Here is a 20,915-nt window from a genome sequence, read left to right as displayed (position 1 = left end):
CTACCACAGATAGCTACTGAACCGCCTGCAATCTCCCGACTGCAAACGACCCGTATTGTTCACAACCCGTAGCAGTCTTAGCTCGACTGACATAAATCCCTTGGGACCATACAGCAGCAGTTGGGCTACCGCACAGCCTTTCAAGACCCATGCCAATCTTCCCGCCGACTAACGCCGAACCTTCCGATCCGACGCCAATCTTTGGCCGACTGATGCCGAACACCCATGCGATATCCGACACCACTCTTGGCTCGACCATTACAGACCCTTTACACTCATAGTATCTGCTGATTAACGTATCCAATACATTGAAAAATTTGGGATTGCTTTTTGAAACAACTATATTTTAAATTGTTGTACAGCCTGCTGCAATGTTTCGGCCAAATTAGCCATTGCTTGGCGGGATAATGTAATTTCCCCATCAAAAACGCCGCTTGACATTAAGGCTTTTTACGCACCATAAATTTAGATTCATCACCTGAAGTATAAAGGTTAAAACCCGCATCATAGTAGAAATATGGTGTTTTGGTAAATAATGTAATTTTCTTTAATCCTGCAAGATCAGGATGATTTACTATAGTCTGAATCAGCCATTTTCCCAAACCTTGATCACGATAGTCTCGCAGCACAAATACATCAGCAAGGTAAGCAAAAGTAGTTAAATCACTAATAACTCGTGCAAACCCAATTTGTTTTTTCCCCTGAAATATGCCAAAACAAAAAGTAGAATTTTCTATAGCACGCCTCATAAGTTCTTGACTTCGACCTTGCCCCCAATAGGATTCGTTTGCTACAAAATTATGGATTACAGTAAAATCCAATAAGGATTTATCGGTTGAAATCGTGTAGTCGCCTTTTTGCCACATGCTATTACCTCCGTGTTACAATAATCAATCCGGCTTTTTCTGTCCGACATACTATTTTAGAATTAGGGCATTTTCTAAATTCCGATTATGTATTTTCCTTTTAATCATTTATCGAAAATATAACTTCAGACTGCAAATTCTGATTAGATCTTGTAAACTAAGTTTTATTCTTTTTAGGGATAGTTTTAGGTTGACTGTACTAAGGGCGTAGAACGCAAAGATTTTTTAAATCTTGGGGCAATATAGCTTTTAGATAGAGGATAAGTTTTGGTTCTGCCGTCAGAATGTTTGATAGTAAAATAAGCTGACGGTTCTGCAAAAATCCGTTCTAGTTCGTTGTTGTCTATATCGCCTAATGGTTTTCCATTTAAACCAATAAGTTTATCACCAGACACAATCCCGGCTTTCGCAAAACTACAGTCAGGTGTTACAGAAGTTATCTGCCACTCTGATTTATTCCTCTTATATTCAAAACCGTACTTGTAGCCACCATCAAATCCAAATTTCAAACGATTTAACACGTCCTGTATTTGTTCTTCAATTTTTCTATCTGCAGGATAGATTACCTCCCTTGCTGTGCCGGGAAAGGATACGACTTGTCCGTTGGCAGTGATCATGGTATCGTTTCCGATTTCTACAATATTGTATGTAAGCCGCATTTCAAACGAATTTGACCCGCTAAACACGGAAGCCCAAAAATTATCTTTGTACATTGAAAACGTGACGCTATAATCATTCATGTTTTTAACCGTCATGCCAGCAGATAGCATTTCCGGGACAATGACACTCATAACGTCCGACTTTTTGGTATCTGTAATTATCACTTGAGGAGCAGCAGCAGAAACCACTTCAGTTCCAAACACCGAAAGGTATAGTACCACAAAAACTATAGGTAATAAGCATCTCGCAGCTGCACCTGCTTTTCTTTGACGATTAAAAATTCCTAACGTTCTTTTCCACAAAAAAGATAAACCTGACATATCTGTATTAGTTTCTTTACTCTTTACCATAAACTTAACCTCCTTGAATTGTTAAAACTGGATAATTAGTCACAATAGAGATTTCTTCAAGAAAAATTGCGAATGCCCTGGAAAGCCACCTCTCTCCGATCTTTGGTCAAGTATATATATATTTAACTTAATAGCTGTTTTCTGGAAAAAGTTTTAAATTCCTACAAAATATGACGATAATATTTTCTAATTCCGAGTGCATCAGTAACAACCTATCCTATTCGTTGAATGGCTTTGATTAACAGCTAAAAATGGACAAAATTCTTGCAAAAACGCTATTTCGACATTTGGCAAGGTTTGACTACTCAGTCACTATCGGTAATAATCAACTTATGGTAGAAATACTAAAATTAACTTAGGGAGGAGTTTATATGAAGAAACACATTTTGATTGGTACGTTGCTGCTTTTCTTGCTTTCAGTTACTGCGGTTCCGGTTTCGCAAGCATTTGGCTTTGGAGATATTTTAAAAGTGGGTGGAATTGGTATCCTTATCGATAAATTTTCAACCCCGCTTAATAGCTTTATCAATAAGCTGACCGCACAGCATGGTGCAGGTACCGACTATGCCACCAAAGTAGTGCCGATTGTATCTGTCGGCAATAACGGTTACATAGGAGCTGCTCAGGTAACGGGAGCACAGGAATTAGTAGATCAAACAAAAGCAGTCCTCCAGTTAGAGGGTAACTTTAACGGTAATTCGTTTAGAGTTAAAGCTTTAATACCTATTAACAGTACTAATCCCCTTCACTTTAGCCGCGTACAAGGTGTTGGTGTATCAGCGATTATTGACGTTAGAATATAGTAAAATTCTAAAAACAAAAAGCTGTGTCGAAACATAAGGTTTCGGCACGGCTTTTTTGCTTAAGTCGGTTCAGCTTCTATTCTAAATAAGAATTTATTGCAAAAAGCCACTCTTGGCTGAGTGGCTAACAGTTACTTACTATACAGGTAAAGAGCCCGCAATGATCTACGCTACAGCCTACACCGATCATTACATACCTATACGCAGACTTTCGCCTACCCACAAGCATTACACAACCGATGCAAACCTTTGCTCGACTACCACAGATAGCTACTGAACCGCCTGCAATCTCCCGACTGCAAACGACCCGTATTGTTCACAACCCATAGCAGTCTTAGCTCGACTGACATAAATCCCTTGGGACCATACAGCAGCAGTTGGGCTACCGCACAGCCTTTCAAGACCCATGCCAATCTTCCCGCCGACTAACGCCGAACCTTCCGATCCGACGCCAATCTTTGGCCGACTGATGCCGAACACCTTTTCGTATCCGACACCACTCTTGGCTCGACCATTACAGACCCTTTACACTCATAGTATCTGCTGATTAGTGCATCTAATACGTTGAAATATTTGGAAACAAGCCGTTCCCCCGTACAAGCGAACAATTTATTTTATTCCTACTGTCTTGATTCGTTTACCTTCTGTGCAGCTTAAGATTTGGCCTATTTAATCACCATCATTTCGGTGGCTTTTACAAGAGCAGTAACCTTGTCGCCAATTGCAAGATTTAAGTCTTCTACGCTATCAATGGTAATAGCCGCAACCAATTCTGTTCCTTTATGATCCATTACAACTTTAGCCATTACTTCGCCTTTAACAATCTCTTTTACTGTAGCTTCTAATTTATTTCTTCCGCTAATTTTCATAAATCCATTCTCCTTTTATTGTTAATTTGTCTTACTTATAATATATCAGAAATATCAATAAAATTCAAAAATTTCCATTAAAATGCTATTGCTATCACTTTTTTAACTTTTCCGTGCTCTAATAAAAAGAAAGTGAGGATTACGGGTTAACTTTTCGTACACTTTGGGCTGCAACTCTTTAAACCTTTCTGTTGGCATAGGTTCTGCCAGCTCTTCAATTAGGAACCCGGCTTGAATTACAGACGAGATTATTTTACACAAAGGTCTGCGATAAAATTGAACTTTCACCTTTTCTTTATTGGTTGTCCATTCATCTTCCAAAAGTTCGGTAAGAAAATAGTCATCTCGATGAAAATAGTGGAAATCCATAAATGGATGATGAACAGAAAAAACCAGGGTACCGTCTTGTTTAATTATTCTGGCAAACTCTGCCATTACAGCATTCCACTCCTTAAGATAATGGAGTGTTAACGATGATAGTACAATATCTGTAGAGTTATCAGCTATGAAATCAAGTGGCTCATTCAAATCTGCTCTTAGCACCTTAGCCCTGCTGCCAACTCTTCTTTTGGTCATTTCTATCATATTGGGGCTAAAATCTAATGCCGTTACATTTGCACCTTCCTCGACCAGCCAGTTAGTATACCAGCCTGCTGCACACCCTGCATCTAAAACGTTTTTTCCCTTAACGGCCGGAAGCAAAGACAACGTGGCCGGTCTTTCATAATAAGCATTAAAGGGTTTAGTATCTACGAATGTAAAATAGTACTCAGCCATTTTTTCATAAGAATCAAGCGAAACAGAATTTTTATTTACTTGCTCAGATTCAAGTTGATTAGGCAAAATCGTTCCCCCTCGAATCAACAGCTCCAGTCATATTCCATTTCTGGTGCTGCTTTTTGCGAAATTTCCTACTCCCCATTTCTTCTTTAATGGTAATTATTATGTGATATAATTAATGTAACATCAAAGTGATACTTTCAAAAGTACCAGTTTTGACTGTTTTCACAGTGTCAGTTTGGAGTGTAAAGGTAAGAGAATACATAGTCAGAATGAGATGATGATACAAGTGAATAACAAATGCGCAGTTGAATATACAAAATTAGTTTGGTTACTCGGTTTTGCCGGATTCATTTCCGCGGCTGATAACTGGGTTGTCTCGCCTACCTTACCCGCAATTGCTGCTGGATTTGGGGTTTCGATTGCTCAAGTTGGAATTGTATTAACATCCTATATGATACCCTATGGGATAATGCAGCCTGTCTACGGATTTCTTAGTGACAGGTGGGGCAAAACCCGTATACTGCAATGGATTGTAGCCGGACTTGCCTTGGGTACTATTGGTTGTTCCATCGCGGCTTCCTTATGGATGTTATGCCTTTGGCGGATAATAACAGGCTTTTTCGCAGCCGGAGTAATTGCCGTATCGCTGGCACTCATAGGTGATACAGTGCCTTTACTTGAACGCCAGAAATACGTAGGAAGATTCATGGGGATTGTTTTCCTTGGACAGGGCTTGAGTGTTGGCTTAGGAGGAGTTTTCGCCAACTTCATTAGCTGGCGGGTGGCTTTTATTTTTTTTGCAATATTAGCTTTTTGTACTGTCGGTTTTTTGCGTAAACTACCTAAAGATTCCCCCAAATCCAGTCATTGCAACTTTTTTCTTGAGACCAAACGCGTAACTCTGTCGCCTAAAGGCTTGGTGATCTTTCCGCTGGCCTTAGCTACGGGTTTTTTATTACTTGGCTTATACAGTTATTTAGGAGCCTTCTTACATGAAATTACAGGCCTTGATTTCCTTCAAGTCGGTTTAATAGTTATGTTTTATGGTTTTGCCTGTCTTGCCGCCGGTTCTCAAGTTGGCAAGCTTGCACAAAAAATAGGTAGCCAAAAAACTATTATACTCGGTGCCTTTCTCAGCTTAATCACGGCCTTCTTATTAACTACTTTTCCTTATTGGCAAGCTGGTTTACTTGCTACTATTAGTCTAGGAATGGGCTACATTTTTATTCAGTCTACATTAGCAACAATTGCTTTTGATATTGCGTCCGAAAACAAAGGTCTTCCCTCGGCATTAATTGGATTAGGTCTTTTTGGCGGTGGTGGCTTAGGTACCGCCTTGGGCAGTTTACTGTTATCACTGGGAGGTTATCAGACTCTTTGGCTCTTTTTTGGATCCGGAATCATACTATTCATTTTTATCACCGCTAAACTGCATTTCGAATAGCAATCCATAAAACCCCTATTCAAGAAGTACAATGTACTCTTGAACAGGGGTTTTATTACAAAGTCGCTTAAGCACTTTTATATTCCTTGTTTTTACAAATACGCAAGAATATATCTACTATTTCCGGATCGAACTGAGTACCCTTATTCCTCTCCAGTTCTTGCATGGCTGCCGCTTGGGTCATACCACTGCGGTACGGCCTGTCAGAAATCATAGCCTGAAAACTGTCGGCAACCGCTATGACCCGAGCACCTAATTCTATATCTAGCCCTTTTATCCTATCAGGATAACCACCACCATCATAGCGTTCATGATGATGTTTCACTATTTCTTTAATCTGCTGCAGGGCTGGAATAGCCTCCAATATCTTTGCACCAAGTGTAGGATGTTCTTTGATCAAATTAAATTCTTCTTCGGTTAATCTGCCGGGTTTATTTAAAATGGTATCCGAAATCCCAATTTTGCCAATATCATGCAACACAGCAGCAAAAGTGATATTAAATCTGTTATTGGCATCAAGATCTAATTCCATCATTATATCTTTAACAATGTCGGCAACTTCTGCCGAATGACCATGAGTGTAAGCATCTCTTAACTCTAGAGTATTGATTAAAGCCGTTATGACAGACATAAATAGTTTTTCCCGTTCTTTAGTGACCCTTTTTATTAAATTATTAACCCTCGAAGCTAGTATCTGGATCTCATCATGGCTCTCAATACCAAGGTAAATACCGTAGTCTTTTTCCAGTGTGTTTTCAATAGTCATTTTAAGCTTATTTATTCTGGAAACTATGCGTTTTGCCAATACCATACTAATTATAAGCATTATCAGCATGCTCATAACAGAGTAAGTAATCATAAACTCCCTGCGTTGGTAAATGCCGGACTTTATGTGGTTGGCATCAAAGTCTATGCCGACTATAGCAACAACTTGGCCCTGAGAATTTCTAACCGGCGCATAACCGGAAAGAGTTACTCCCCATTTATCTGTGGTAAATTCTCTGTCTGCAGATGGTTTAGTAAAGCCTGACAACATGTCTGGGGCATTTTCTATGCTATAAGCCTCATTGAACTCAACAATTCCCGCAGGATTTCCATTTACAACAAAATACAGCTCATTGTTGTTTTCACCTTTTCGCATTATGTATATATCTTGAATATTGGAATTTGCCTCAATCATACGCCGAAACTGCTCTTGTAAAGAGTTGTATTCATCACTAATCTGCTGTTCAGGATTTTGTAATTTTTCAACAGCATCACCATTAATTGTGACAGCCGCTATTGAGGCAATAGATACCAGCTCATTCTTGACCATGTCTATATGTTTGACTTCGATGTTTTTTTCCAGATGGTACGTTAAAAGTAAAACGGTAACCGAAAATACCAAAAATAGTATTGTAAACACTTTGTAGTAAAGCGAAGAGTGTGTCATCAGCAAAATTTGGCTTAACTTACTCCTGCTTCTTTTGTTCAGTTTCAGTTTACTTATCATACTAATACCTCATAAACAACCTATTAGTCTAATTGCAATACATACAAAAAAACTTAATCAGTACGATAAGAAAATTTTCTATATATTACTATAAACTACCTGCTTACTTGTAATTTATTTTTGCAAAATTTCTCTTGGTTATGAATTTTAAATAAAATCAAAACAACATACTTTTGTAAGAAAATCTGCAAGTATTGCAAAAATAAATAATTTCTTTATCCCAAATTTCAAAATTAATTCCTTGCAAAACTCGTAAGATATGGTATTATCAAAATGAGTTACAGATTTTGTATGGATGGCATCCACCAGGAGTCATACCGTATAAAATACATAGCTGTAATCTCAAGCCATAATTTAATACACATTTATCCGCTTGGATCCAAGGGACTGAGACGGGAGGTAACAAGGGATTACTATGCCTTCTGGACACGCCAGAAGGCTTTTTATATCTGGGGAGAAGTACGCCTTTTCCCTGATAATAGTAACACGGCTTCCGCTTTTGCCACTGGTTAAGCGCAAGCCGTGTTTTTTTGTTTCCTCTATCAGCTAAAGGCGGTAAATACGGAAGGAGAGATTTACATAGCAAAAGCAAAAATAGCCATCGTCGGCGCTGGTAAAGTCGGCAGCCGTTTGGCCGCGGCACTGCAGTCTCTAGACTATCAATTAGTCGGTGTAGCCAGCCGGACAGAGCCATCGTCGGCATTGCTCGGGCGAAAATACGGAATACCGTGGACAACCAAACCGGTAGAGGTTTGCAAACAAGCTGAGATTATTTTTATTACAACACCTGACAGAAGTATTGGTGACGTTGTTAAGCAAATTGCCAAAGCACAAGGCTTCAAAGCTGGTCAGTATGTATACCATGCCTGCGGTGCCTTGACAACCAATGTGCTGGAGCCGGCCAAAAACTGCGGTGCCCTGACCGGCTCGTTTCACCCCTTACAGACTTTTGCAACCAATGAAACAGAAAACGCCAGTTTGACCGGTACTTTCTTTGCGTTAGACGGCGATAAGCAGGCTGTTGAATTAGGCCGGAAATTAGCAACAGAACTTGGGGGGCAGTGGTTGCTGGTCCCCGCACAGCAAAGAGCAGTTTATCATGCGGCCGCCTGTATCGTTTCCAATTACCTGGTATCTTTAGTTGACTGCGCTACGCATTTATACAAGCAGATGGGGATATCGGACAGTAATGCGATTAGTGCGCTACTGCCACTCATTACCGGTACACTCAACAATATTGTCCAATTCGGAACGCCCCATGCCTTAACCGGCCCAGTCAGTCGTGGCGATGTTTCTACAGTAACCAACCACTTAGCGGCTTTAGAGCAGTGTGGTGAGCGAGAGTTACAATTGTATAAAAGTGTCGGCTTATACACGACCACACTGGCCTTAGAAAAAAAATCGCTAACTGCGTCCCAAGCAAAAGAACTTTTGGAAGTACTGCAAAAATAGGAGGAAGAAAATTTATGCAAAAAAAGCTAACCACCACTACCATCCGGCAGCGCAAGCTTACAAACCAGCCGATTACCATGTTGACGGCATATGATTATTCTTTTGCCCGCATATTGGATGCGACCGGCGTTGATATGCTGCTTGTCGGTGATTCACTGGGCAATGTGATGCTTGGCTATGATTCAACCCTGCCCGTAAGCATGGAGGATATGCTGCATCATGTAAAGGCTGTATGCCGGGGGGCACAACATACCTTGGTGGTAGCCGATATGCCGTTTATGTCCTATCAGGTTTCAGTCGCAGAAGCCGTAGCCAACGCCGGCAGATTCCTCAAAGAAACCGGCGCACAGGCAGTCAAGCTGGAAGGCGGCCAGGAGCTTGCTGACACCGTTAAAGCTATTGTTAACGCCGGAATCCCGGTAGTCGGACACTTGGGACTGACCCCACAACATGTACACCAGTTAGGCGGTTATACTGTCCAGGGAAAAGATTTAACTGCCGCCCGCAAGCTGCTGACTGACGCCAAAGCGTTAGAAGAAAGCGGCGCTTTTGCCATCGTCCTGGAATGTGTGCCAGAGTCTCTGGCTGCCAAGATAACGGAAACAATCCGCATCCCTACCATCGGTATCGGCGCCGGCTCGCAGTGTGACGGCCAAGTTCTGGTTATTCACGATCTGCTGGGGTTAACCCCTGGCAACACGCCAAAGTTTGTCAAAAAATATGCCAACCTGCGTCAAGACATTGCCGCTGCCGTTAGCAAATATATAACGGAAGTACATAATAAAAGCTTTCCCGGAGCCGAGTACAGCTTTAAAGATGCCGGCCTGGAACTTGATAAGCTCTATTGAGAGGAGAATACACCGTGGAAATAATTACAACAGTCGAAGCTATGCACCAGATTATAAAACAAGTGAAAAGACAGGGAAAAAGCATCGGCCTTGTCCCCACAATGGGGGCCCTGCATGACGGACATCTGGAATTGCTGCGCCGTGCTAAATCAATGTGCGAGGTAACTGTAACCAGCATTTTTGTTAATCCCACTCAGTTTGGCCCCACCGAGGATTTTAATCACTATCCCCGCGATTTCGACAATGACTGCGCCAAAGCTAAAAGCACCGGCATCGATATAATCTTCCACCCCGCGGCAGCCGAAATGTATCCGGAAGGCTATGCAACTTTCGTCAACGTTAATGGCAATATTACCGATAAATTATGTGGTCTGTCCCGCCCCGGCCACTTTCGCGGCGTGGCTACGATTGTGAGCAAATTATTTAATATTATTCAGCCTGACAAGGCATTTTTCGGACAAAAAGACGCGCAACAGGTCGTTGTAATTAAACGTATGGTGGAAGATTTAAACATGAGTACGGCCATTGAAATCGTCCCCATCGTCCGCGCCGCCGATGGTTTAGCCTTAAGCTCACGCAATGCCTATTTAAGCGGTGAGGAACGGAATGCGGCTCTGGTCTTATCACGCAGTTTGAAGTTGGCTGAACAAGCGGTAAAAGCCGGCCAACGCGATTTCACCCAAATCCGCCAGTTAGTGGTGAACGAGATTGGTAAAGAAAAATTAGCCGGTATTGATTACGTAGAAATATACCACTTCCCCGGGCTTGAGCCTATCGAACAGCTAACCGACAAAGCTTTATTGGCACTAGCCGTTAAAATTGGCAAAACCCGCTTAATTGACAATACTATTCTGGAGGCGGCAACATGTTAATTACATCATTAAAAGCCAAAATTCATTGCGCAACCGTAACCGAAGCCAATCTAAACTATATGGGCAGTATTACTATCGATGAAGCCTTACTGGAGGCGGCAAAAATTCTGCCTAATGAAAAGGTTCAAATTGTCAACAATAATAATGGCAGCCGCCTGGAAACCTATGTAATCAAAGGACCAAGAAATTCGGGAGTAATCTGTCTTAACGGCGCCGCAGCCCGCCTGGTCCAGCCCGGCGATAAAGTAATTATTATTGCTTATGCTATTGTGACAGAATCGGAAGCCCTGGCCTTCCGGCCAACGGTGGTAATGTTGGACAGCAATAATCACGTTTCCGAAATACGACACGTGGAAGTTCACGGAGAAATCGCCTAGTAAAATCTCAGAATAACCGACGGAATCTTTATTGCCGGTTTTGGAAATATAAATTCCATTTGTGGCAAAAAAGTTTCCATTATATTGAATTGGCCTCTTGCTGTTGAACTGATATACGAAGTAAAATTAGTATAGCTGAATTTCGGAAAACACCCCCATCGTTTACTTCATCATTTAACTCGGGAGGTCTAGTATGGCCGTTATCCGTTGGTTAATTAAAACCAGTGATCGCATTGGTATGGTTCAGGATGTTGTTGAAATCTTTTCTCATGAAAGTATCAGCATTAGTTCTATGGAAGTTTCCACCGGAAAAATTTATATTAAATTCAGTCTAAACGACGCTCATGAGGAATTGCTTAAGCAAGAATTACTCAGCCAAACCGATGTGCTTGAAGTTATGCCTATTGCCTTACAGCCGCAGGAAGAACGAGAAAGAGAATTACAAGCTTTGTTGGAATCGGCAAGTGAGGGCATTATCGGTTTGGATAACCAAGCCACTATCCGGTATATTAACTCCGTAGCCGCGAAACTACTCCGAATAGAAGCCAAAGAAACTGTCGGAAAAGAGATTAGTGAGTTCATGGGGTCATCTGTCCCTTTTAACGGATTATTAGCGGGAGATTCCTTTGACAATAAAGAAATGCTGGTAGAGACGCCCCGGGGCACCCTTCATTATTTATGTTCCGGACGGCCAATACGAGATGAGAATAACCGCGTAGCAGGCGCGGTAGCTACTCTTAAAAGCATGCAGGCAGCCCGGCAGCTGGTTAGAACTATTACCAAGACTCATAGTTTTGGCTTTAACGACATAATTTACACAAGCCAACTCATGGGAGAGGTTGTTAGCATTGCCAAAAAAGTAGCTAAAAACAACTGCACTATACTCATTCGCGGTGAAAGCGGCACAGGAAAAGAATTGTTTGCCCGGGCAATCCATGACACAAGCAACAGAATAAATAAACCGTTCATTCCCATTAATTGCGCGGCCCTACCTGACGCGCTCCTGGAAAGCGAGCTTTTCGGCTACGAAGAAGGAGCCTTCAGCGGCGCAATAAAGGGCGGTAAAATCGGACTGTTTGAATCAGCGCATCAAGGCACGCTATTTCTCGATGAAATTGGCGAACTGCCATTAGCCCTGCAGGGTAAGCTGCTACGCAGCATCCAGGAAGGAGTTGTCCGGCGGGTAGGCGGCAATCGCCAAATAGCCGTAGACGTCCGGATTCTGGCGGCAACAAATCGAAATTTAGAAGAAATGGTGGCGGTGAAACAGTTCCGTGAAGACCTGTTTCACCGGATCAACGTTATACCCATCCGCATACCGAGTCTCCGGGAACGCCCCGAAGATATACCGCTGCTGTTACGATATTTTCTCAATAAATATTGTGCAGAACAAAATAAAGAGTTGGAATTCTCAACTGCGGCAATCAACTTTTTGACCAAATACGCTTGGGCAGGAAATGTGCGTGAACTGCAAAATGTCGTTCTGCGCGCAGTTCATTTAACAGTTGGCAATACTATCGACACTGCCAACCTATTATTAAGCAGTGAACCCCCCTGTACTACCAGCCTTACCCCAGCAGAAAAGAACTTAAAACAAACCATCAATTATACCGAGCGAATTATGCTCGAGGAAGCCTTAAAAAAATGCGGCAGTGCCCGACGGGCAGCCAAAGAATTGGGACTATCCCACACAACAGTGTTAAAAAAAATCCGGCTTTATGGTTTGGAACATTTGTATCAATCAAACTAACCTAAAATCAATAGAATAACCCTCCCTCCTTTTTCCCAGTATATATACTGGCACGAAACTTGCTTCTTATAAAGACAAACGCTCGTGATAAATATTGTGGGGAGGGTCTTCTATGAACAACCATCAAAAAATGGGTTACAATACTACCATTATTCACGCCGGCCAAGCACCAGATCCGGTTACCGGAGCATTGGCTACTCCAATTTACCAGACATCAACCTTTGTTTTCGATAATGCCGAACAAGGTGCAGCACGCTTTGCCTTAGAAGAAGAAGGATATATATACACCAGGCTCGGAAATCCAACTCAACACGCTCTGGAAATAAAAATGGCAGCACTGGAAAAAGCGGAAGCTGCCCTGGCAGTCGCATCCGGAATGACGGCAATAGCAGCTTCGCTATGGACACTTTGCCAAAGCGGCGACCACATCGTCGCCGGCAATGCCCTTTATGGCTGCACCCACGCTTTACTTTCTCATTCAATGCCTAAGTTTGGCATTGATGTAACATTTGTTGATGCTGCCGATCTCGATAGCATCCGTGAAGCTATGCGCCCCAACACCAAAGTTGTCTATATCGAAACTCCTGTCAATCCAACACTTGCAGTTATTGATATTGCCGCCACTGCCAAACTTGCCCACGAGCATCAAGCTCAATTAGTTGTTGATAATACTTTCATGTCCCCTTATTGCCAACGCCCATTGGAGCTGGGAGCCGACATTGTTGTCCATAGCGCAACCAAGTATATTAATGGTCATGGCGATGTAATTGCCGGTATCGTAGTAGGGAAAAAGGATTTTATTGATCAGGTCCGCTTTGTTGGTGTAAAAGACATTACAGGCGGCTGCATTAGCCCCTTCAATGCCTGGCTTACCTTACGCGGTTTAAAAACATTAGGCGTTCGTATGGAACGCCATTGCCAAAATGCTTTTGAAGTTGCCCAATATCTCCACAAGCATCCTAAAGTAGAAGCAGTATACTATCCCGGCTTGCCTAATCATCCACAACGAGCTTTAGCCGAATCACAAATGAACGGGTTCGGCGCTATGATTTCGTTTGAGGTTGTTGGCGGTATTGAAGCCGGCCGCCGGGTAATGAACAGTGTACAGCTTTGCTCTTTAGCCGTTAGCCTTGGCGATACGGAAACGCTAATTCAACACCCTGCTTCCATGACCCATTCCCCCATTGCCCGTGAAGAACGACTAAGAGCAGGCATCACGGACGGTCTCATCAGGCTTTCTGTTGGACTGGAAGATCCCGAAGACATTATCAATGATCTCGCGCAAGCCCTGTCAAAAATGTAAGAAAATATAATACACGAATCACTCCGACTGCCGGCAAATACTTTGCCGGCAGTTTTATCCTCGATGATAAACTAATCATAAAAAAACGGCCATAACCACGTCGCATACACTGGTTTCTGACCGTTTTTATTTCTTATAGGATTGTTACCTGGAGACAATATGCAACAGCATTTTTAAAGTGTAAGCTTATAAAATCTTGTATCTACTTTCATAATCGGAAACGTAGCAGGCAGTTGCTTTTTATCTATTGTGATAAATTCATTTTTTTCATAAAAACGATGTGCCGCTAAAAATTTTTCGGTAGTGCCCAAATAAATCTCACGCATGTTTTGATCTTTTGCCCATGTTATTAATTTTATCAGTAACAGTTTGGCTAACTCATAGGCTTTCCCTCTATATTCAGCCTTAACAAACATTTTTCTTAGCGCCCCTTGTTGATTGCCAATGTTAATCAGCGCAATTGTGCCAACAACCTGTCCCTTATGCAAAGCCAACCAAAAGTTACCGCCTGATTGATAAAAATTGGGGATATCACTTAAATCCGGTTGATCTTCTTTGGTTATATTAACTTCAAATTCTCCGCGCTGAATACTAAGAATTAAATCAATAACTTGTTCTTGATATTTGTTGGAATACTCTTGGATAACAATATTGTTCAATTAACTTCGCCCCCCATCTGATTACCTGGATCAACCATTATTTTCTTTATAGAACTTTAACTCTTTCCAATCCTGTTCAATGTTTTCCCGCATTCTTTTTAGCAAAGAATATACGGCTTGCTCTTCTTCTGGACTAAATCCCTTAAAACAGATTTCAATATTTCTGTTTTCTTCGGTTATGATAAATGGATAAATCTCCTTTGCTTTCGCAGACGGAAATAAGTGCCACATCCGTTTGTCAGAACGATCGCGTTCCTTTACTACATAATCCTCTTCCATTAACTTTTGAATTGCTTTGGTCGTCGTTGCTTTGTCCACTTTGAGGATATTAGAAAGATCAATCAGGTTAATTCCTGGTCGTTCGCAAATACGCGTCAAAAAAACAAATTGCCCTCGTTGCAGTTTGATTTCTCGAAACTTAATATCACTAATGGACTGGATACAGCGGGCAAGCATCCCTGCTTCCCGAAGTATTTGGTTTTTAAGCCGAATCATAAACCCCTCCGTTTTTCGATATGGTTGAAAGTTCAACTGTTTTAACTTTATCATATTTTAGTTGAAATATCAACTATTTTAGAACTACTATATTCGCTAAGCTTGACTAATACAAATCAACAAGTCTACACATCCCGTAAAAATACAAACAAACGGACAAAACCGCATCATTTAGCGATTTCTGCCCGTTTGTTAATTTTAGCCTTATTTCTACTTGCTATACAGCTTCTACGCTTAATGCAAAAGATTGCACTGGACTATAAATCCTTTTGCCGTTTTCCACAGTGCTTTTAATCAGCGAGAAACGCTCAACGGTAAACGGTAATTTTTCTATTTCCCGGTTAAAACCTTGCAATCCCGGTTCAGGTAATTCTACTTCCCGCCCCAAAGTAACATGAGGCTGATACGGTTTATCTTCTGGTGGATAGCCCACTGCCGCTAAGGAGGCAGCAATGCTGTTTTGTAAATATGCCAGTTTGCTTAGCTCTCCGTTAAGTCCTACCCAAACCACGCGTAAAGGATTTCCTTTTCCAAAGCTGCCGGTGCTGTTTAACGTCAATAAAAACGGGTTATGCTGTTGGGACGTTATATGCAAACGTTCTTCTATCAACCCAATCTTTGCCGGAGGAACTTCGCCCAAGAATTGCAATGTAAGGTGCAAGTTATCCCCTGCAACAAACCGCCCGTGTTTTGCCTGACTTCGGATAAGCTTCTGGATTCTAAGCAATTCCCTCATTATATTATCGGGAAATTCAATACCAACAAACAATCGCATAGGAACCCCCTATTATGGTTTCTACTTTTGAATTATATAAATGCTTGTTTTACTACCGCCTTAGCTAATAGTAAGGTGGGGTCAATCTTATTACAGTTTTTTTTGATATGCTTAAACAAGAGTGGTATTTCCGTACAACCGGCAATAAATGAGTTTATCCCTGTTTGTTGGTATTTGACAATAGTATCCTCAATCATATCCAGATAGGGGTTGTTTTCAATTTTTCCCGCTTTCGTCTCATCGATTGCTTTAGCAATAATTTGTTGTTCTTGTGAAGCTGGAACTTGTAAGCAAATATTCTTAGCCAAAAATACCTCTTGATATAACCTTGTCTTAACTGTGGCGTCAGACGCAAATAACATAATTTTATCTTTAACTTCTTCAGCATTAATAGCATCGGCTGTATTTTCAATCATATTAATTATTTTTATCTTAACAGCGTTCTGAATATCCTGATACCAATAGTGTGCGGTATTACAAGGCATCACAATAAGGCTGGCCCCCGCTTTTTCAAGCACTTGGGCAGATCGTATAAGTTCTTCTCTGGGACTTTCTGTTCCATCTAGTATCGCTTTAACCCGGGATGGTATCTGCGGATTGTTATAAATTAAAATCTTAAGATGGTCTTGGTCAACACTGGCTGGCGTACATTCAATAATTTTTGCAAATAAATCTACGGTTGCCATTGGCCCCATTCCACCTAATATACCTACTGTAAGCATCCTAATATACCCCCAAAATTTTTCTCCCTGTTAATCTAAGATTAACAAAACCCCAGGGATAAGGGAAATTACAGTTATTTATTTGTAAATAGAAATGAGTTATTTAGATCTGCTCTTTTTCCATTTTAGAAGATGGGAATCTTAAGCGGATTAATTACAGGACAAAAGTTCCTTAATGGATTCATCTGCATCTTGCTGATTGGCAAGCGTAAGTAGTATGGCATACATAGGCAGGGTATATACTTTGTCCTTGCGATGGACTAACGAAACTCGCAATTGCATTGGTGGTTCCTGTTTTAAAACTACTAAAGTACCTCTCTGTATTTCCTCCCGCACTAACGACCTAGGTAAATACGAAACTCCCAAGCCGGCTAGTACCGCTTGTTTTATAGCTTCCGAATCACTATATTGAATATATGAATTAAAGTTAGTATAACGAAATACTTCATCCAATTTAGTTCTGAGTACACTTCCCGCCGTATAATTAATGAGTGGAACCTGGCTAATGTCTGTAATGGGAAAATGAGTCTTTAGAAATTCGATGCTTGCTACCCATAACACATCTTCAGTCCAAACCCCATGCTGGCGAATTTGTTTATAGGTATTCTCCCCGTGAATGAGCCCCAAATCGAAGTGTTGTTCGTTTATACCCTTAAGTACTTCCTGTGTGTTCATGCAAACTTCCACATTGATCGAAACATGAGGCATTTGCGCCTGTGTTTCCATAAGCACAGAAGGCAAGAAATGGTTAATAAGTTGCGTAGATACCCCTATTCTAACGGTGTCATTCCCCTGGTTATAAGAGGCCATAACATTTTGTGTTTCTTCATAGAGATTGCTGATCCGCTCAGCGTAATCAATAAACCTCTTTCCCGCCTCGGTTAAGGCCAAACGCTTACCATTACGTTCAAATAACCGAACATGAAATTCATCTTCCAAACTATATATTTGGGAGCTGATTGCCGGTTGAGTGAAACTAAGCTGTTCAGCTGCCTTAGTAATATTTAGCAGCTTAGCTACTAACAAAAATGTTTTTAATAGTTTTATATCCATATATCCACCTAGCTTAGAACGTTTTCTTACACCTATAATATTACCCTGCAATAACAGTATAAACAAGCGGCTGAATAGCTCCAGCCGCTTAAATTTATACTTGTTTTATTATTTGAAATATTATTTAGTTAACGTGTCGGCAGCCAGGACAAACTTATTAATAACATTGGCTACTCCATCTTCATCATTAGAATCTGTCACATAATCAGCTTTTCGTTTTACACTATCAAGTGCATTTCCCATAGCAATACCCAAACCAGCGTATTCAATCATGGACAAATCGTTCTCACTATCACCGATTGCAATTATCTCTTCTTGTTTGATCTGATAAAGTTCCGCCAGCCTGGCAACAGCCCTGCCTTTGGAAACGCCCTTACGCGTGATCTCAATATTATATTTAGACGAATCGACAATCTCCAGCTGTTCAATTTGCTTTAGCTCTTTCTTAAGTTCAGCAACTAAATCCGGATTGCGGTAAATAATTTCGGCCTTAACGAGATTGTCTTGTTCTTTTTCCAAGATTTTATACCACTGCCGCCACGAAATCACATATCTATTATCGATGGGGTTACTTCTTCGTCCTAATAGTTTGTTTACTACATAAAAAAGCTTAAACATAAAATCGCCATAGTAAAAGGTACGCGGCGTGCAAAAGTATGGTTTTATGCCATGCTTACGAAATAATTCCAGCAGTGTAAGCGAAAGCTCTTTGCCTAAAATATCTTTAAAAATCGCCTTGTCGGAGTCTTTCTCTTTGATAAAGGCTCCGTTTGAGGCGATTACCGGCGATTTCACACCTACAAGATTTGAAAAATACTCCGCATCAGTATACATGCGACCGGTACATATTACAATATGGCTACCCTGTCGGTGAGCCTGCAGTATTGCTTCTTTAGTCTTATTTGTAATTTTATGAGTGCCGGTAAGTAGCGTCCCATCAACGTCAATACAAATTAATTTGTATGCCATAATGGTTCCTTTCGTGTATTTCAGGACTATTGACCCAGAAAATTAAGCCTAAAGTCGGATAGCCATCCCTCAGTTTTTCATCGAAGAATAAAGTAGATGTTATTGTTTGCCAATTTTGGTAAACAATTAAGGGGGCCATTCATAGTGGATGCAAAGTTCGTTAACCCATTCATTACTGCTTTAGCAAATGTCTTACCACAAATGGGTTTTAAAAAAGTAGTACGCGGAAAACTTTTTTCTAAAAATCAATTTATTGACAGCCAGGGTGTAATGATAAATGTACCACTAACCAAACACGTTTCCGGTAATGTGGCCTTCACTATGACGGAAGACACGGCCAAGCGATTATCCTCGGTCATTATGATGGGCTTTGCCGTAGATAAACTAGATGCCATGGCTCAAAGTGCGTTATGCGAGATGGTCAATATAGTAACTTCCAATGCAGCAACTTCTCTTAACAAAGAAGGAGTCGCAGTAGCCCTGGAACCACCAGCACTTACTCAGTCTACTGCCCAACTCCAAGTATGCAATACCAATTATATCGGCATTGAAATGATTATTGACGAGCTTCCTATTGAAGTCGCTATCGGACTTAACTAACCCCATATCAGGATATAAAAGACCAGGTATACTCTGAATAGAGACTCCTGGTCTTTTTCAGTTTACCAGTTTAACAATCGCAATATATAGCATTTGCATAGAATGTACCCTTAATGCATTCTGTCTGTTACAGTTGTTTTCTTATAACACCATCCTGGAATATTGCAGATTTGCTAATATGATTACAAATATAAGATGAAACTTGGTATACACCGAGTCCCACTACATTACTCAGCATTTAACTTAAACCGTACATAGATGACGGATCCCCACTCACCGCTCTTTATGTCTATCGTAGCCCGATGGCGAGCAGCAATACTATAGCAAACTGCCAAACCCAAACCTGTGCCGCTGTCTTTAGTAGTAAAAAATGGGGTTCCCAGTCTATCTATAATTTTAGGGTCAATTCCGCTCCCCTGATCCTCGACGGCTAATAGAATATCACCGTCTTCCCGATAAGCACTGATTTTGAGAATACCGCCTGCTTGCATAGCTTCCAAACCATTTATTGCTAAATTCAATACCATTTGCCGAATCTCTTTTTCGTCAAAATAAAAGTCAGGTAATGGATTAATAATAGGTATCACAGATTTTCCGCATAAAATAGCTTCGGCTTGAATTAAGGGCAGCAGGTTCTCCAGAGTAACTCCTAAACTTTGCAGCCGTTTATCCGTATTCTTATTTTTGGCCAAACTCAAAAACTCGGTAATAATAGAATTGGCACGATCAAGTTCTTCGACCATCAAATCCAGGTTACTTGGAGATAACGTTGATTTACCTTTTTTGGCATACTGTAGAAAACCGCGTACGGTAGTCATAGGATTGCGTATTTCATGGGCAATACCTGCGGCCATCTCACCAATTAGATTAAGCCGGTCAAGCCGCGCCATTTCTTTATCAATATGTTTACGTTCCGTAATATCATTTAAGTAAACCGACATACTGTCTTCCGCCGGATAGACTCTCACTTCATAACATCGGCCATTAAACGTACATATTGTTTCAAAACACGCAGGCTCATTATCGCGGTTAATAGCAACAAGGCGCTCAATAAAATCACTATTATATCTAATTTTTTCAAATAGGGTCTTACCTAGCATTTCACGCCGTGACAAACCAAATATCTCTTCAGCGGCATTATTTACATAGGTAAATACGTATTTATCATCGACAGTAAAAAATCCATCTTTAATGCTCTCCAGAATGCTACTTATCTGTTGCGTGCGCTCTGCTACCATGCTTTCAAGCAGTATTTCGTTACGGCATAATTCCAATGTAGTATTTGTCAGTTGATCGTTGAGCCGGTCTAATTCTGCAACCTGACCCTGCAATAACTCTCGCTGTTTAGTTATCTCACACTGATATTTGTATGTTCTCAAAAAAGCATCTACTTTAGCCCGCAAAATTGCTGGACTAAATGGTTTAAATATATAATCAACAGCACCCGAAGCGTAGCCCTCCAATACATTCTCTTCGTTCTGACTGATAGCTGTTATAAAAATTATCGGGATGTTTTGGCACTTCTGCCTGGTGCGAATGATTTTTGCTGTCTCAAAACCATTAAGGCCTGGCATTTGGACATCCATCAAAATTATGGCGAAATCATCATGCAATAAACACCGCAAAGCATCTTCGCCGGAGGTAACTCCAACCAAATTATATTCCGGATTTGCCAGAACAGCCTCTAAGGCCATTAAGTTCTCCGACCGGTCATCAACCATAAGAATATTAAAAATTCCTTCCATGTAATAGGCCCTCCCCTAAAACTTGCCA

At 41.1% G+C, this 20,915-nt stretch carries 23 protein-coding genes; 9 read left to right on the top strand and 14 right to left on the bottom strand.

What is annotated here, in order from left to right; translation table 11 throughout:
• Positions 1-13: 13 nt before the first annotated feature.
• The 3 genes from SRRS_RS06525 to SRRS_RS06515 form a co-directional block, all read right to left on the bottom strand.
• Positions 14-241, bottom strand: coding sequence for a hypothetical protein (locus SRRS_RS06525; protein ID WP_371367307.1), 228 nt, complete (start codon positions 239-241; stop codon positions 14-16).
• Positions 242-440: 199 nt separating this feature from the next.
• Positions 441-866: a GNAT family N-acetyltransferase gene (locus SRRS_RS06520; protein ID WP_371367305.1), complete on the bottom strand. Its 426-nt coding sequence runs from the start codon at positions 864-866 to the stop codon at positions 441-443.
• Positions 867-1,051: 185 nt separating this feature from the next.
• On the bottom strand, positions 1,052-1,876 hold the full coding sequence (locus tag SRRS_RS06515) for a PDZ domain-containing protein (RefSeq protein WP_371367303.1): 825 nt from the start codon (positions 1,874-1,876) through the stop codon (positions 1,052-1,054).
• 371 nt (positions 1,877-2,247) lie between these two features.
• Here SRRS_RS06515 and SRRS_RS06510 point away from each other — a divergent pair, with 371 nt between their 5' ends.
• Complete coding sequence (locus tag SRRS_RS06510) at positions 2,248-2,679, top strand: hypothetical protein (RefSeq protein ID WP_371367301.1); 432 nt, start codon at positions 2,248-2,250, stop codon at positions 2,677-2,679.
• A gap of 270 nt (positions 2,680-2,949) precedes the next feature.
• Here SRRS_RS06510 and SRRS_RS06505 read toward each other — a convergent pair whose 3' ends face one another.
• From SRRS_RS06505 to SRRS_RS06495, 3 genes are all read right to left on the bottom strand, one after another.
• On the bottom strand, positions 2,950-3,159 hold the full coding sequence (locus SRRS_RS06505; RefSeq protein WP_371367299.1) for a hypothetical protein: 210 nt from the start codon (positions 3,157-3,159) through the stop codon (positions 2,950-2,952).
• Between the two features lie 185 nt (positions 3,160-3,344).
• Positions 3,345-3,548 carry a molybdopterin-binding protein gene (locus tag SRRS_RS06500; protein WP_371367297.1) on the bottom strand — a complete coding sequence of 68 codons (204 nt, stop codon included), beginning with the start codon at positions 3,546-3,548 and terminating at the stop codon, positions 3,345-3,347.
• A 102-nt stretch (positions 3,549-3,650) separates the two neighbouring features.
• Positions 3,651-4,391 carry a class I SAM-dependent methyltransferase gene (locus tag SRRS_RS06495; RefSeq protein WP_371367296.1) on the bottom strand — a complete coding sequence of 247 codons (741 nt, stop codon included), beginning with the start codon at positions 4,389-4,391 and terminating at the stop codon, positions 3,651-3,653.
• A gap of 226 nt (positions 4,392-4,617) precedes the next feature.
• On the opposite strand from SRRS_RS06495, the gene SRRS_RS06490 reads away from it, so the two are divergent.
• The gene (locus tag SRRS_RS06490; protein ID WP_371367294.1) at positions 4,618-5,775 is read left to right on the top strand and encodes an MFS transporter; all 1,158 of its coding nucleotides are present in this window, start codon (positions 4,618-4,620) and stop codon (positions 5,773-5,775) included.
• Positions 5,776-5,842: 67 nt separating this feature from the next.
• Here the strand turns inward: SRRS_RS06490 and SRRS_RS06485 are convergent, their stop codons facing one another.
• Positions 5,843-7,267 carry an HD domain-containing phosphohydrolase gene (locus SRRS_RS06485; RefSeq protein ID WP_371367292.1) on the bottom strand — a complete coding sequence of 475 codons (1,425 nt, stop codon included), beginning with the start codon at positions 7,265-7,267 and terminating at the stop codon, positions 5,843-5,845.
• Between the two features lie 522 nt (positions 7,268-7,789).
• On the opposite strand from SRRS_RS06485, the gene SRRS_RS06480 reads away from it, so the two are divergent.
• The 6 genes from SRRS_RS06480 to megL all read left to right on the top strand — a co-directional run bounded on the left by SRRS_RS06480 (position 7,790) and on the right by megL (position 13,869).
• Positions 7,790-8,719, top strand: a complete 930-nt coding sequence (locus SRRS_RS06480) for a Rossmann-like and DUF2520 domain-containing protein (protein WP_371367290.1) — start codon at positions 7,790-7,792, stop codon at positions 8,717-8,719.
• A 14-nt stretch (positions 8,720-8,733) separates the two neighbouring features.
• Positions 8,734-9,567, top strand: coding sequence for a 3-methyl-2-oxobutanoate hydroxymethyltransferase (gene panB, locus SRRS_RS06475; protein WP_371367288.1), 834 nt, complete (start codon positions 8,734-8,736; stop codon positions 9,565-9,567).
• 14 nt (positions 9,568-9,581) lie between these two features.
• The gene (gene panC, locus SRRS_RS06470; RefSeq protein WP_371367286.1) at positions 9,582-10,439 is read left to right on the top strand and encodes a pantoate--beta-alanine ligase; all 858 of its coding nucleotides are present in this window, start codon (positions 9,582-9,584) and stop codon (positions 10,437-10,439) included.
• Positions 10,433-10,816, top strand: a complete 384-nt coding sequence (gene panD, locus SRRS_RS06465; RefSeq protein ID WP_371367284.1) for an aspartate 1-decarboxylase — start codon at positions 10,433-10,435, stop codon at positions 10,814-10,816. The genes panC and panD overlap by 7 nt, the downstream gene beginning before the upstream one ends.
• A 193-nt stretch (positions 10,817-11,009) precedes the next feature.
• Positions 11,010-12,566 (top strand): sigma 54-interacting transcriptional regulator, encoded by a 1,557-nt coding sequence (locus tag SRRS_RS06460; protein ID WP_371367282.1) that lies wholly within the window; start codon positions 11,010-11,012, stop codon positions 12,564-12,566.
• A gap of 112 nt (positions 12,567-12,678) precedes the next feature.
• Positions 12,679-13,869 (top strand): methionine gamma-lyase, encoded by a 1,191-nt coding sequence (megL, locus tag SRRS_RS06455; RefSeq protein WP_371367280.1) that lies wholly within the window; start codon positions 12,679-12,681, stop codon positions 13,867-13,869.
• Between the two features lie 173 nt (positions 13,870-14,042).
• Here megL and SRRS_RS06450 read toward each other — a convergent pair whose 3' ends face one another.
• The 6 genes from SRRS_RS06450 to SRRS_RS06425 form a co-directional block, all read right to left on the bottom strand.
• Complete coding sequence (locus SRRS_RS06450) at positions 14,043-14,528, bottom strand: GNAT family N-acetyltransferase (protein WP_371367278.1); 486 nt, start codon at positions 14,526-14,528, stop codon at positions 14,043-14,045.
• A gap of 30 nt (positions 14,529-14,558) precedes the next feature.
• Positions 14,559-15,023: a MarR family winged helix-turn-helix transcriptional regulator gene (locus tag SRRS_RS06445; RefSeq protein ID WP_371367276.1), complete on the bottom strand. Its 465-nt coding sequence runs from the start codon at positions 15,021-15,023 to the stop codon at positions 14,559-14,561.
• Positions 15,024-15,240: 217 nt separating this feature from the next.
• On the bottom strand, positions 15,241-15,798 hold the full coding sequence (thpR, locus tag SRRS_RS06440) for an RNA 2',3'-cyclic phosphodiesterase (protein WP_371367274.1): 558 nt from the start codon (positions 15,796-15,798) through the stop codon (positions 15,241-15,243).
• Between the two features lie 32 nt (positions 15,799-15,830).
• Complete coding sequence (locus tag SRRS_RS06435) at positions 15,831-16,520, bottom strand: aspartate/glutamate racemase family protein (protein ID WP_371367272.1); 690 nt, start codon at positions 16,518-16,520, stop codon at positions 15,831-15,833.
• Positions 16,521-16,670: 150 nt separating this feature from the next.
• Positions 16,671-17,573 (bottom strand): LysR family transcriptional regulator, encoded by a 903-nt coding sequence (locus SRRS_RS06430; protein ID WP_371367270.1) that lies wholly within the window; start codon positions 17,571-17,573, stop codon positions 16,671-16,673.
• Positions 17,574-17,693: 120 nt separating this feature from the next.
• On the bottom strand, positions 17,694-18,542 hold the full coding sequence (locus SRRS_RS06425; protein WP_371367268.1) for a Cof-type HAD-IIB family hydrolase: 849 nt from the start codon (positions 18,540-18,542) through the stop codon (positions 17,694-17,696).
• A 144-nt stretch (positions 18,543-18,686) separates the two neighbouring features.
• Between SRRS_RS06425 and SRRS_RS06420 the strand changes: the two genes are divergently transcribed.
• The gene (locus SRRS_RS06420; protein WP_371367266.1) at positions 18,687-19,142 is read left to right on the top strand and encodes a chemotaxis protein CheX; all 456 of its coding nucleotides are present in this window, start codon (positions 18,687-18,689) and stop codon (positions 19,140-19,142) included.
• A 227-nt stretch (positions 19,143-19,369) separates the two neighbouring features.
• Here the strand turns inward: SRRS_RS06420 and SRRS_RS06415 are convergent, their stop codons facing one another.
• Positions 19,370-20,887, bottom strand: coding sequence for a response regulator (locus SRRS_RS06415; protein WP_371367264.1), 1,518 nt, complete (start codon positions 20,885-20,887; stop codon positions 19,370-19,372).
• Positions 20,888-20,915 lie beyond the last annotated feature (28 nt).

It is taken from the genome of Sporomusa rhizae (genome assembly GCF_041428845.1).
GTDB classification, from domain to species: domain Bacteria; phylum Bacillota; class Negativicutes; order Sporomusales; family Sporomusaceae; genus Sporomusa; species Sporomusa rhizae.
The sequence above is the reverse complement of the archived record's forward strand: the minus strand, read 5'-3'. Positions and strand labels throughout refer to the sequence as shown.